15 protein-coding genes are annotated in these 12,254 nt (G+C 66.2%); 7 read left to right on the forward strand and 8 right to left on the reverse strand.

Annotated features, from left to right (window positions below; genetic code table 11):
- Window positions 1-3 precede the first annotated feature (3 nt).
- Both QX204_RS31750 and QX204_RS31755 read right to left on the reverse strand, forming a co-directional pair.
- A complete protein-coding gene (locus QX204_RS31750) occupies window positions 4-570 on the reverse strand; it encodes a C40 family peptidase (protein ID WP_301908181.1) in 567 nt (188 codons plus the stop codon).
- 330 nt (window positions 571-900) lie between these two features.
- Window positions 901-1,152: a hypothetical protein gene (locus QX204_RS31755; RefSeq protein ID WP_056823993.1), complete on the reverse strand. Its 252-nt coding sequence runs from the start codon at window positions 1,150-1,152 to the stop codon at window positions 901-903.
- Window positions 1,153-1,261: 109 nt separating this feature from the next.
- Between QX204_RS31755 and QX204_RS31760 the strand changes: the two genes are divergently transcribed.
- From QX204_RS31760 to QX204_RS31770, 3 genes are all read left to right on the forward strand, one after another.
- Complete coding sequence (locus tag QX204_RS31760; RefSeq protein WP_301904133.1) at window positions 1,262-2,443, forward strand: ATP-binding protein; 1,182 nt, start codon at window positions 1,262-1,264, stop codon at window positions 2,441-2,443.
- Window positions 2,444-2,707: 264 nt separating this feature from the next.
- Window positions 2,708-3,658, forward strand: a complete 951-nt coding sequence (locus QX204_RS31765) for an alpha/beta fold hydrolase (protein WP_301904134.1) — start codon at window positions 2,708-2,710, stop codon at window positions 3,656-3,658.
- Between the two features lie 191 nt (window positions 3,659-3,849).
- The gene (locus tag QX204_RS31770; protein ID WP_056824003.1) at window positions 3,850-4,140 is read left to right on the forward strand and encodes an Rv0250c family protein; all 291 of its coding nucleotides are present in this window, start codon (window positions 3,850-3,852) and stop codon (window positions 4,138-4,140) included.
- Window positions 4,141-4,233: 93 nt separating this feature from the next.
- Here the strand turns inward: QX204_RS31770 and QX204_RS31775 are convergent, their stop codons facing one another.
- A complete protein-coding gene (locus QX204_RS31775) occupies window positions 4,234-5,412 on the reverse strand; it encodes a thiolase family protein (RefSeq protein ID WP_301904135.1) in 1,179 nt (392 codons plus the stop codon).
- Between the two features lie 206 nt (window positions 5,413-5,618).
- Here QX204_RS31775 and QX204_RS31780 point away from each other — a divergent pair, with 206 nt between their 5' ends.
- The 3 genes from QX204_RS31780 to QX204_RS31790 are packed head-to-tail and all read left to right on the forward strand — an operon-like array spanning window position 5,619 to window position 9,202.
- Window positions 5,619-6,500, forward strand: a complete 882-nt coding sequence (locus QX204_RS31780; RefSeq protein WP_301904136.1) for a succinate dehydrogenase subunit SdhC — start codon at window positions 5,619-5,621, stop codon at window positions 6,498-6,500.
- Between the two features lie 30 nt (window positions 6,501-6,530).
- Window positions 6,531-8,453 carry a fumarate reductase/succinate dehydrogenase flavoprotein subunit gene (locus QX204_RS31785; protein ID WP_301904137.1) on the forward strand — a complete coding sequence of 641 codons (1,923 nt, stop codon included), beginning with the start codon at window positions 6,531-6,533 and terminating at the stop codon, window positions 8,451-8,453.
- Between the two features lie 2 nt (window positions 8,454-8,455).
- Window positions 8,456-9,202, forward strand: a complete 747-nt coding sequence (locus QX204_RS31790; protein WP_056824009.1) for a succinate dehydrogenase/fumarate reductase iron-sulfur subunit — start codon at window positions 8,456-8,458, stop codon at window positions 9,200-9,202.
- A gap of 45 nt (window positions 9,203-9,247) precedes the next feature.
- Here the strand turns inward: QX204_RS31790 and QX204_RS31795 are convergent, their stop codons facing one another.
- The 4 genes from QX204_RS31795 to QX204_RS31810 form a co-directional block, all read right to left on the reverse strand.
- Window positions 9,248-9,385: a hypothetical protein gene (locus QX204_RS31795; protein ID WP_240505140.1), complete on the reverse strand. Its 138-nt coding sequence runs from the start codon at window positions 9,383-9,385 to the stop codon at window positions 9,248-9,250.
- A gap of 138 nt (window positions 9,386-9,523) precedes the next feature.
- Window positions 9,524-9,733 (reverse strand): DUF397 domain-containing protein, encoded by a 210-nt coding sequence (locus QX204_RS31800; RefSeq protein ID WP_301904139.1) that lies wholly within the window; start codon window positions 9,731-9,733, stop codon window positions 9,524-9,526.
- Window positions 9,730-9,930: a DUF397 domain-containing protein gene (locus QX204_RS31805; protein WP_301904140.1), complete on the reverse strand. Its 201-nt coding sequence runs from the start codon at window positions 9,928-9,930 to the stop codon at window positions 9,730-9,732. The genes QX204_RS31800 and QX204_RS31805 overlap by 4 nt, the downstream gene beginning before the upstream one ends.
- Window positions 9,927-10,832 carry a helix-turn-helix domain-containing protein gene (locus tag QX204_RS31810; RefSeq protein WP_301904141.1) on the reverse strand — a complete coding sequence of 302 codons (906 nt, stop codon included), beginning with the start codon at window positions 10,830-10,832 and terminating at the stop codon, window positions 9,927-9,929. Before QX204_RS31810 ends, QX204_RS31805 begins: the two co-directional genes overlap by 4 nt.
- Window positions 10,833-11,016: 184 nt before the next feature.
- On the opposite strand from QX204_RS31810, the gene QX204_RS31815 reads away from it, so the two are divergent.
- Window positions 11,017-11,223, forward strand: a complete 207-nt coding sequence (locus tag QX204_RS31815) for a hypothetical protein (protein WP_056824023.1) — start codon at window positions 11,017-11,019, stop codon at window positions 11,221-11,223.
- Window positions 11,224-11,283: 60 nt separating this feature from the next.
- Here QX204_RS31815 and QX204_RS31820 read toward each other — a convergent pair whose 3' ends face one another.
- Window positions 11,284-12,231: a DNA-3-methyladenine glycosylase family protein gene (locus QX204_RS31820; protein WP_301904143.1), complete on the reverse strand. Its 948-nt coding sequence runs from the start codon at window positions 12,229-12,231 to the stop codon at window positions 11,284-11,286.
- Window positions 12,232-12,254: the final 23 nt, after the last annotated feature.

A 12,254-nucleotide genomic window follows, 5' to 3' on the forward strand; every position in this document is an offset into this window, starting at 1 on the left:
CCCTTAGACGATACGGCGAGCCGTGACGACGTCGTCCGCGCTGAGGTGGGTGTAGGACACCGGGGTGCCCGACTGCACGGCGTTGAGGAGCTGACCGTTACCCGCGTAGATACCGACGTGGCCACCACCGTTGGTGATGACGATGTCACCGGCCTGCAGGTTGTCGAACGAGACGGGAGCACCGACGTGCGACTGCTCGAAGCTGGTGCGCGGCAGTTCGACACCGGCCTGGCGGTATGCCCACTGCACGAGGCCGGAGCAGTCGAAGCTCTGCGGGCCCGCGGCGCCCCAGTTGTACTGGGCGCCCAGCTTGCCGCGCGCGGCGTCGAGGGCGATGTTGCCCGCGGTCTGCTGCTGCGGCTGGGAGAACGGGTTCTCGAAGTTCACGCTCGGGAGCTGCGGTGCGGCCTGGCCCTGAGGGGCGACCATCGCCTGCAGCTGCTTCTCGACCTGCTGTGCCGGCTGCTCGAGCTCTGGCGGCAGATCGAAGTTACCCAGACCGGGGATGTTGATCGTGGCGGCCTGCGAAATCGCGGGCATCGCACCGGTTGTAGCGGCCACCGCGCCCATGACGAGGGCGCCCTTGACGGAATTCGGCAGTCGAGAATCCCGCTGCAAGCTGTGTTTACCCACCGAGACGAGTCTCCGATCTTGCTACTCTCCCGCCGCTGCGTCGCGAATCGCTTGGCGATCATGACTATTCGGCGGTGACCCAGTGGCGCCGCTTCTCTGACGAACCGACAGACTCCACTAAGTCACGAGAAGATTACGGCCTGTGATGAGCGCTGTCCAGCGAAGCACGCAAGTTGTTTTCCTCCGACCGGAAAAGCCCAGAACAAGGGCTACGCCACCGGCGTGTCGGCGCGAGTAACGATTTCATCGTCACCGCCGCGCGGCGCGTTACCGATCGCGTAGCGCGCGCTCGAGTTCGTCGATGCGCGTCCTGGCATCGGCCAGGTCGACCTCCAGCCTGCCCAACATGATCATCAGTGGCCCGATCGCCAGGTCGGCCACCACCTGCGGGTCCGGGTCGTCGTAGCCCGCGCCGATCGTTGCCAGCAGGCCGCGCCGGATCGTGTCGACCAGGTGCGCGCCCTGCGGCAGCGGCCAGCTCGCCACGATCTCCGCGGTGGTCTGAGGTTCGGAGGACATCGGGCTCCATTCCGGTTTCGACGGCAGTTCTCGGTTTCGCTAGCAGTATCTAGGACACATGCGAGAGTTACCGAGATTCTCCTGTGCCCACGCGCTACGGTTATCCGGCATGGACCCCGTGCGCAATCCGTATGCACCCGGCGCCGGCCAGCGTCCGCCCGAATTGGCCGGGCGCGACAAACAACTCGCGGCGTTCGACATCGTGCTCGAGCGCATCGCCCGCGGCCGACCGGAACGCAGCGTGATGCTCACGGGTCTGCGCGGCGTCGGGAAGACCGTGCTGCTCAATCAACTTCGCTCCGCCGCCGTCTCGCGCGGCTGGGGCACCGGCAAGATCGAGGCACGCCCCGACCAGGATCTGCGCAGGCCACTGTCGTCGGCCTTGCACATGGCGGTGCGCGCGATCGCGATGTCGCACCGCAATCCCGAGCGCGTCGACGATTTCCTCGGCATCCTCAAGGCCTTCGCGTTGCGCGCCACCGCGGACAAGGGCATGCGCGAACGCTGGCAGCCCGGTATCGATGTGCCCGCCGTGACCGGCCGCGCCGACTCGGGCGATATCGAGATCGATCTGATCGAACTGTTCAAGGAGGCCGCCGCCCTCGCCGCCGATATCGGGGTCGGCATCGGCATTTTCATCGACGAAATGCAAGATCTCGGCCCCGCCGACGTGTCCGCGATCTGCGGCGCCTGCCACGAGCTGAGCCAGGACGGCGCCCCGTTGATCGTGGTCGGCGCGGGCCTTCCCCATCTGCCCGCGGTGCTCTCGGCCTCGAAAAGCTACTCGGAGCGACTTTTCAGCTACCACCGCATCGACCGCCTCGACCGCCAGTCGGCCGATCTCGCGCTCATCGCGCCCGCCGAACGCGAGGAGGTGAAGTTCACCGAGACCGCGCTCGATTCGCTCTACCAAAGAGCCGACGGCTACCCGTATTTCGTCCAGGCCTACGGCAAGGCCGCCTGGGATCAGGCACCCGAGAGCCCGATCACCGCCGAAGACGTCGCAGTGGCCTCGCCCGCGGCCGAAGAGGAATTGGCGGTCGGCTTCTTCGGCTCCCGCTACGAACGCGCGACCCCCGCCGAACGCGAGTACATGCGCGCCATGGCCGACTTGGCGGGCGACGATGCCCCGGTCGCCACGTCGGCGGTGGCCGCCGAGCTCGGCCGCAAGCCGGCCTCGGTCTCCCCCGCGCGTGACGGCCTGATCAAGAAGGGCCTCATCTACTCGGCCGAACGCGGCACGATCGGCTTCACCGTCCCCCACTTCGGCCGCTATCTCCGAAGCGTATAAGCATCTTCACTTCTCTAGTGAATCAACTAGAGATACGAAGAATTCGCTGTAGAGCTATGTCTCGACATCCGTCTACAAATTTCTAGTGAAAAATCTAGATATATGAAGATTTTCCTGAGTAACGGTGCGCGCCCACCCGGAATCGTTTGCGCATCGAGTGGATAACGCGAGGGTTGACCGGCTAACGCGCTGGAAACCTTCTCCGAAACACCAGGCAGGAACGCGTTTCTCCAAGGCGTCCCGCCGCAGACGGAGGAGGCCGCGATGTCGAAGACCTTCCCTAACACCGGCACCGGCGGTCGCCGCTGCACCGTCGTCGCCGATGACGGCGTGCCGATCGCCGTCCGCAGCTTCGGCCCCACCGACGCCGCCCTGACCGTCGTTTTCGTCCACGGTCACTGCCTGCACACCGAATCCTGGTCGTTCCTGCGCGACCATCTGCTGCGGGATTGGGCCGCCGACGCCCGCATGCTCTTCTACGACCACCGCGGCCACGGCGAATCCGGGCACGCCCACCACGCCACCTACACCATCGACCAGCTCGCCACCGATCTCGACGCGGTGCTGCGCGCGGTCGTACCGAAGGGGCCGGTCGTGCTCGTCGGACATTCGATGGGCGCGATGGTGGTGCTGGCCTACGCCCGCCTCTACCCGGCGGCCATCGGTCACCGGGTCGCCGGGATCGGCCTGATCGCGGGAGCCGCGGGCGGCATCACCGAGGTCGGCCTCGGCAGACTCCTCAACCGGCACGCGGTGGTATCGCTGCAGCGCGCGGTCGTGGCCGCACCCAGAGTGATGCAGGCGTCGAAGCGCTTCTCCCGCTGGATCTTCGGACCGCTGATCCGCGAGGCGAGCACGGGCACCCGACGTCTGAGCCCACGCGTCGCGGCCATCGCCACCGCGGTGCTCAACGAGACCGCGCTGCTGACCATGTCCGGCTTCCTGAGCTCGCTGCTCGACTTCGACGAGGCGAACACCCTCGCCCGCCTCGGCGATCTGCCCGCTCTCGTCCTGGCCGGCTCGGCCGATCTCATGGTGCCGTTCACCCACTCGGTGGTGCTGGCCTCGCAGCTGGCGGGGGCCGAGCTGGTGCGGATCGAAGGCGCCGGCCACAGCGTGATCCTCGACCGCGCCGAGGACGTCGCCCACTCGATCACCGCACTGGTCGACCGGGCGAGGGCCGGCGTACGCACTCGCTACGCCGTCGCTGGGTGAGCGCAACAGTTACCGGACGGCAATCCTGTGTTCTCCCACAACATCGGGCGTAAACCGAAAAGATCCGTTATTGTGGTGGAGATCACGTTGTGTGGTGAGTCACACGGCTCGGTGCAGTGCGGCCCGGGACTTTTCGGGCGTACCCGTGATCCGGCGAGTCGGTATGCCCGCCATATACACAGGAGGTAACGATGACACGCAGCGATATCGCGGAACTGCGCTACGCGGTCGGCCAACTCCGGCAATCGATCGGCGCACTGCGCTCCAACTACGGCGACGCGGCCACCATCCGTCGTCTGGAGAACGACCTCGAGCGGCTCGTCATCGACGCCGAGGACTTCGAGCAGGCACCACCGCCGGAACTCGCCGTCCCACGCAGGTCGGAGCCGATCTACGTCCCCGACAGCAAGTCCGACGAAGCAGCATGGATGGGCGCCCAGGACGAAGGCCTCGGCTTCCACTCCCGCCCCAGAACGAAGTAAAACCTGATCACCGGCGCGACGGCCCTGCCAACAGGGTCGTCGCGCCGACCTTTGTTCCTGGAGCGCTGGTGCGCTCGAGCGGGGCCCGGCTGACTACCCGGCTCGGTGTCGGCCCAGTTTGCGGGTTCGGGAGCCGTGGAAGCGGGCGCCTCGTGGGGCTTCGGTCGGTTCGTCGGCCTCGGCGGATTCGAACAGGGCCGCGATCCCGTGATCGTGACCGAGCGCGATGGCCTCCAGGCCGTAGCGACCGCCGGTGCGGCCGAGTTCGTGCAGCATCGTGGTCATGATCCGCAGGCCCGTGGCCCCGACCGGGTGCCCGAGCGCGATGTCGGAGCCGTTCACGTTGAGCCGGTCGAGTGGGTCGAGTTCCCATTCGGTGGCCAGTGCGAGCACCTCCACCGCGTAGCCCTCGTTGATTTCGAGCAGATCGATCTCGCCCAGCGCGCACCCCGTACGTCCGAGCAGCTTGGATACCGCGGGGGCCGCCCCCAGCCCGGGCCCGGTGTCGTCGCAGCCGGCCGCGGCCCACCCCGCGAGAAACGCCATCGGCGTCAGCCCCAGCTCACCGAGTCGGTCCTCGGCCACGACCAGGCACGCCGACGCCCCGAGCCGATGCGAACTCATGTTTCCGACAGTCACCACGCCCTCGCGCAGCAGCGGGCGCAAACCGGCCAGCGTGTGGGTCGACAGGTCGTCGCGCACGCCCTCGTCCCGGGTGATCTGGTGATCGCCGAACCCGGCGGCCACCCCGACGACCTCGGCCGCGAACGCGCCCTGCCGCCACGCACGAGCCGCCTTGCGATGACTGGCCACCGCGAACTCGTCGGCGGCGTTGCGGTCGATCCCGTAGTAGTGCGCCAGCCGCTCGGCGTTGTGCAGTCCCGCGGTCCCTCCGGGTAGCCCCGAATGGGTCGTCGCGCATTCCACCCCGCCCGCGACCACTACATCCGCGGCGCCGGTCTGGACCATCATCGCCGCGGTGATCACCGCCTGCAGACCGCTACCGCCGTGTTTGTCGGTGACGAAACCGGGTACTGCGAAAGGTAATCCGGCACCGCGAGCGGCGAGCGCACCGACCGCGGGCACTCCGGAGAGGCCACCATCGATACAGGCCATGGCCACATCGTCGATGCGTAGCGGGTCGATTCCCGAGCGGTCGATCACAGCGGACAACACCGTGGTCGCCAGCCACTCGGCGGGCATACCCGACAACGCACCGCCCTCCACGCCACTGGGCGTGCGGACGGGCGCCACGATCGCGGCTCTTCTCATTGCGCGTCACGCTCCTCTCCCCGGCACGGGGGAATACCTGTCACAGGGCACCACAGGTTTGTTGCACGGGCATGACGGGTCGTCACGATCGTCACGCCTGTGATCGAGATCACCGCCATGTGTGGCGACCGAGTGCGTGAGACCCACCGCGAGCGGCACGAACACAGGCGTATGGTGCTCCACATCACAATCCATCGCGGTGGGTAATGATCACTGCCGCAGACCCGAAGATCAGCGAGGCATCCACCGTGAGTGCCGCACCGACCGCTTCTCCCGCTTCACACTCCGCGGGCACCGGCGTCTTCAGCAGAACGCGCGCCCGCATTTCCGCGCGCACCCTCCGCACCGACCGCTGGTGGCTACCGCCGCTGTTCACCGCGCTCGGACTCGCCGCGTTCGTCACCTACGCGACGATCAGATCCTTTGTGCGGACGGCCTATTGGGTGCCCGAGTTCCACTATCTGACGCCGTTCTACTCACCGTGCCTGAGCGACTCGTGCGCACCGGGATCGGCGCATTTCGGTACCCCGTTCCCCGAGCTGCCGATGTGGATCCCGCTGGGTTTCGTGGTGCTGCCGTTCCTGCTCGGCTTCCGGCTCACCTGCTACTACTACCGCAAGGCCTACTACCGCTCGGTGTGGTTCTCGCCGCCCGCCTGCGCGGTGGCCGAGCCGCACGCGCGCTACACCGGCGAGTCGCGGCTGCCGTTGCTCATCCAGAACGCGCACCGCTACTTCTTCTACGTGGCGCTGGTGGTCTCGCTGATCAATACCTACGACGCGATCACCGCGTTCCACGGCAGCAGCGGCGGTTTCGGTTTCGGCCTCGGCAATATCGTCTTGCTGGTCAACGTGATCCTGCTGTGGGCCTACACCCTGTCGTGCCATTCGTGCAGGCACATCGTGGGCGGGCGGCTCAAGAACTTCTCCGCCCATCCGGTGCGGTACTGGTACTGGACCCAGATCTCCAAGCTCAACACCCGCCACATGGCGCTGGCCTGGACCACCCTCGGCACCCTCGTGCTCGCCGACTTCTACGTGATGTTGGTTGCGAGCCAGACCATTTCGGATCTGCGGTTCGTCAACTGAGCCGCGACAACGCGAGGAGCTTGTATTTCAATGCCAGACGTGGAACGGCACGACTACGACGTCGTGGTGATCGGGGCGGGCGGCGCGGGTCTGCGAGCCGTGATCGAGGCACGCGAACAGGGTCTTTCGGTGGCGGTGGTGTGTAAGTCGTTGTTCGGCAAGGCGCATACCGTGATGGCCGAGGGCGGTTGCGCGGCGTCGATGGGCAACGCCAATGAGAAGGACAACTGGCAGACGCACTTCAAAGACACCATGCGCGGCGGCAAGTTCCTCAACAACTGGCGCATGGCCGAACTGCACGCGCAGGAGGCGCCCGACCGGGTGTGGGAGCTGGAAACCTATGGGGCGCTGTTCGATCGCACGGCCGACGGGCGGATCAGCCAGCGCAACTTCGGCGGCCACACCTATCCCCGCCTCGCCCATGTCGGCGACCGGACCGGCCTCGAACTGATCCGCACGATGCAGCAGAAGATCGTCTCGCTGCAGCAGGAGGACTTCGCGGCGACCGGCGACTACGAGGCCAGGATCAAGGTCTTCGCCGAATGCACGATCACCGAATTGCTCACCGACGCCGGGGCGATCGCAGGCGCGTTCGGCTACTGGCGTGAATCGGGCGGCTTCGTGCTGTTCAACGCGCCCGCGGTCGTGCTGGCCACCGGCGGAATCGGCAAGTCCTACACCGTGACATCGAACTCATGGGAGTACACCGGCGACGGCCACGCGCTGGCGCTGCGCTCGGGCGCGACGCTGATCAATATGGAGTTCCTCCAGTTCCACCCCACCGGCATGGTCTGGCCGCCGAGCGTGAAGGGCATCCTCGTCACCGAGGGTGTGCGCGGCGACGGCGGCGTGCTGAAGAACTCCGACGGCAAGCGGTTCATGTTCGACTACATCCCGCCGGTCTTCAAGGGTCAGTACGCCGAAACCGAGGAAGAAGCCGATCAGTGGTTGCGCGACAACGATTCCGCGCGCCGTACTCCCGACCTACTCCCCCGCGACGAGGTCGCCAGGGCGATCAACGAGGAGGTGAAGGCGGGCCGCGGCACCGAACACGGCGGCGTCTACCTCGACATCGCCTCCCGCATGCCCGCCGACGAGATCGTGCGCAGGCTGCCGTCGATGCACCATCAGTTCAAGGAACTGGCCGATGTCGACATCACGGCCGAGCCGATGGAAGTCGGCCCCACCTGCCACTACGTGATGGGCGGGATCGAGGTGAACCCCGATTCCGGTGCGGCGCTCGTCCCCGGATTGTTCGCCGCCGGTGAGTGTTCCGGTGGCATGCACGGCTCGAACCGGCTCGGCGGCAACTCGCTGTCGGACCTGCTGGTGTTCGGCCGCAGGGCTGGGCTCGGCGCGTCGGCCTACGTGCAGCAGCTCACCGACAGGCCGACGCCCACCGAAGCCGATATCGAAGCGGCGGCGAACACCGCACTGGCGCCGTTCGATGCGCGCGCGGACGGCTCGGGCGAGAACCCGTACACCCTGCACTCCGAACTCCAGCAGACGATGAACGACCTGGTCGGCATCATCCGCAAGGAACACGAGGTGCGCGCGGCGATCGACAAACTGGCCGAGTTGCGCGCCCGCTACGCCAACGTGGCGGTGCAGGGCAAGCGGCCGTTCAATCCCGGCTGGCATCTGGCCCTCGACCTGGCCAACATGCTGATCGTCAGCGAATGTGTCGCGCAGGCAGCGCTGTTGCGCACCGAGAGTCGTGGCGGCCACACCCGCGACGACCACCCCGGCATGAACCCGGACTGGCGCAACACATTGCTGGTCTGCGCGGTCGATCCGTCCTCGGAAGCCCAGATCCCCGACGTCACCGTCACCCGGGCCGATCAGACGCCGATGCGCGAAGACCTACTCGCCCTGTTCGAACTGAGCGAGCTCGAAAAGTACTACACCGAGCAAGAACTGGCTGAGCACCCGGCAGCCGAGGGAAAGGCGTAACCATGGGATACGACGCCCGGTTCCGGGTCTGGCGCGGCGATATCGAGGGCGGCAGCCTCGAGGACTACACGGTGGCGGTGAACGAGGGCGAAGTCGTGCTCGACATCATCCATCGCCTCCAGGCCACTCAGACCCCCGACCTCGCGGTGCGCTGGAATTGCAAAGCGGGCAAGTGCGGTTCGTGTTCGGCGGAGGTGAACGGGCGTCCGCGTCTGCTGTGCATGACGCGCATGTCGACGTTCACCCAGGACGAGGTCATCACCGTCACGCCGATGCGCACCTTCCCGATCATCAAGGACCTGGTCACCGATGTCTCGTTCAACTACGAGAAGGCACGGGAGATCCCCTCGTTCACTCCGCCGCCCGGTCTCGCGGCGGGTGACTACCGGATGAAGCAGGTCGATGTGGAACGCTCCCAGGAGTTCCGCAAGTGCATCGAGTGCTTCCTGTGCCAGGACACCTGCCATGTGGTGCGTGATCACGAGGAGAACAAGCCCGCCTTCGCGGGCCCGCGCTACCTGATGCGCATCGCGGAGTTGGAGATGCACCCGCTCGATACCCGCGATCGACGCGAAATGGCCCAGGAGGAAGCAGGTTTGGGCTATTGCAATATCACCAAGTGCTGCACCGACGTGTGCCCCGAGCACATCAAAATCACCGACAACGCGTTGATTCCGCTGAAAGAACGGGTTGTGGATCGACAATTCGACCCGATTGTCTGGCTCGGCAATAAATTGTTCAGACGGTAGGCACTGTTGCCGCTGCGGGGTGCGAAGCCCCGCAGCGACGGCTGCCTACAAGACAGCGACAGTCCCTACAGCGACTAATCCGACCAGTAATCCGATGAACAACGCCGACAGCAACGAGCTGGTGAGAACGTAGATTCCGATCGCCGATACCGCGAACAGCAGGATCACGATCAGGCGTTCCACCCCGTCCTCAGGCGCTAGCCTCCGGTACCGGGGTGGCATTTTCTTCAACCCTCGGTCCATATACACGGGTTACCCGATCGCGCATCGCATCAAACCTCGGCCTATGCCGAATATCTATCGTTCTGTGATCTAGCGTGATCAAGGACGATCGAACTCACCGTCGTGTACGCCCGCGGTGAAGGCGGTCCATTCACTCGGGGTGAAGATCAGCATCGGACCCTCGGGATTCTTGCTGTCGCGCAGGGCCACGTGCCCCTCGGCCAGCATGGCGACCTCCACGCTCCCGTCGCCGGTGCCTGCCCGCAACCACGTGGCGCCGGTGGTGTCGATGTCGCGCTTGGTGTTCACGCGAACACACCGGTGTCGATGCCGCGGGTGAAGTCGTCCCAGCTCGGGCCGTCGAACACCAGGGCGGGACCCGCGGGATTCTTGCTGTCGCGCACCCCGACGTGCCCGCCGAACAGGAAAGCTACTTCGACGCAATCCTTGCCTGCACCACTGCGAGTGCTCTTGAACCAGTGTGCGTCAACAAGATCGAAACTCATGCCACATACTCCTTCGCGACCTGACGGAGCAGGTCTCTACTCGGTGGGATATCCAGCGCATGACGCTGGAGGCATTCGTGAGCCCGGTCGTACCTTCGAACATCCGCGCGTCGTTCCAGGTAGAGGTCGCCGGTAAAGCCTTCGGCGTACACCACCGGCGGTTCGACCGGTTGCCCCTTGCTGTCGGTACCGAACTCGAGAACCGTGAAAGGTCCCGTAGAGACTCCGAGCGGAACTCCGGCGGCAAACGGCAGGATGCGCAATGCGACATTACTTCGGGAACTCGCGTCGGCGAGGTGTCGCAACTGCGCAGCCATCACCTTCGCATCACCGACGATGCTACGCAATACCGATTCGTGCAGTACCACATCGATCTCGGCAGGCGAATGCTTGCGAGTGATCAACGCCTGCCGTTGCATCCGCAGCGCGACCCGGCGATCGAGCTCGTCGATCGAATCCTTGGGGAAGCCCAGATGATTCAGCGCCCGCGCGTATTCCGCCGTCTGTAGCAGACCGGGAACCAGCTCGGACTGATAGGCGCGCAACCGGTGCGCCGATGCCTCCAGACCCACATAGATATCGAAATTCTCGGGAATCAGATCCCCGTAGGCGTGCCACCAACTCTTGACGGCGGCCTGCTGCGCGAGACCGGTGAGACCGCTCGCGAGATGGTCGGGAATGCCGTAGATCCGGCACAGTTCGTGGACATCGATGGTGCGGATCCGGTCGGCCTGCCCCTTTTCCAGCCGCTGCAGGGTGCTGGCGCCCCACTCCATCAACCGGGCGGCCTCGGCGATGGTGAGCCCGGCCTGGGTGCGCCAATCACGCAGGTAGCGACCGAGTTGGCGACGCGGCAGGGTCGAGGAGACGCCCGCCTGCCCGTCTGTTCCGTTCGATGCCACAGCCCCACTCCTTCTGTGTCGCACGCCGCCATCCGCTCCGAGCCCCGCGGTGTGACGGTGGAATTCGTCCACTGTGGGGAATCCTGCACTCCCCCTTGGATCTTGTGCTGGGAATTCGTGCTAAATCTAGCCGATCGGGCGTGTACTCACCGTTAGCCGCGTATTTGCGTGCTGTGCTTGGTCCATGCAATTGAGCGAAGTGAACATGCGCGTCGCCACAGCACTGCTGAGTTGCTCCACCGATCCGGGTCCGATGGAGCCCGAACAAGCCCATGCCGCAATGCAATTGCACCTCGACTGCACCGTCGAAGAGTGTCGAGTGCGCAGGCGGGCGCGCAATACCCTCGTCGAAGCGGGCCGCTGCGTACTGGACGCGCGCGCTACGCGCTAGTGGTGGCCCGCATCAGGGGTGGCCCGGCTCAGTGTCGACACCACTCAGCGGTGTCCCAACTCAGTGGTGTCGATGGTCGGTGAGCGGGTCGCGCGGGCCGAACTTCGGTTTGCGCGCCTGCCCGCTCAGTCCGAGCAGTCGCACCGCGCGGTAGCGGTGCGGTTGTAGCGGTCGTAGGTATTCGACCATCGCGTCGTCGTCGATCGGGTGGCCGAGCAGGCTCCAGCCGACGACGGCGGCGAGGTGGTAGTCACCGACCGAGAGGGCATCGGCGTCGCCGAAGGCGCGTTGCGCGGTCTCGGCGACCGTCCATACCCCGATGCCGGGCAGGCTGCGCAACCGTCGCGCGGCCTCGACCGGGTCGAGGGTGGCGGTGCGTTCGATCGAGTCGGCGACTCTGGCGGCGCGCACGATGGTCTGGGCGCGCTGCGGGCCGACATTGGCCCGGTGGTACCGCCACGACGGGATCAGCCGCCAGGTGTCGGCGTCCGGCGCCACCATCAGACCGGTCGGCGCCGGGCCGGGGGCCTTCGTCCCGAACTCGCGGACCAGGGTGCGCCACGAGGCGAACGAGGACTTCGTGTGCACCTTCTGTTCGAGGACGGCCGGGATCAGCGACTCCAGCACCAGGCCGGTCTTCAGCATGCGCAGGCCCGGAACCGTGCGATGGGCCTCGACCAGCTTGGGGTGTTCCGGGATGAAGTCGTCGAGGTTTTCCTCGAGGCAGAGCATGCGGTCGAGGCCGGCCAGGAATTCCTCGGCGCCGGGGCCCCAGGCGCGGGCGGTGGCGCCGTCGCGGCCGTCCTGGGTCAGGCGGTAGGTGACCACGCCGGTGGGCAGTCGTGAGGCGTGCCAGTGGGAGCCGTCGGCGCCGACGTGGTGACAGGGGTCGCCGCCGCCGCGGCGCAATGGTGACACGGTGATGCCGACGTCGAAGGGCCTGCTCGACCGGACGGTCCTGGACAGCCCGGCCGAGGCCAGGTCCTGGTCCAGGGTCTGATCACGCATTCGACCATTGTGCGCCTGTGATC

The sequence above is a fragment of the Nocardia sp. PE-7 genome, assembly GCF_030486425.1.
GTDB lineage: Bacteria > Actinomycetota > Actinomycetes > Mycobacteriales > Mycobacteriaceae > Nocardia > Nocardia salmonicida_A.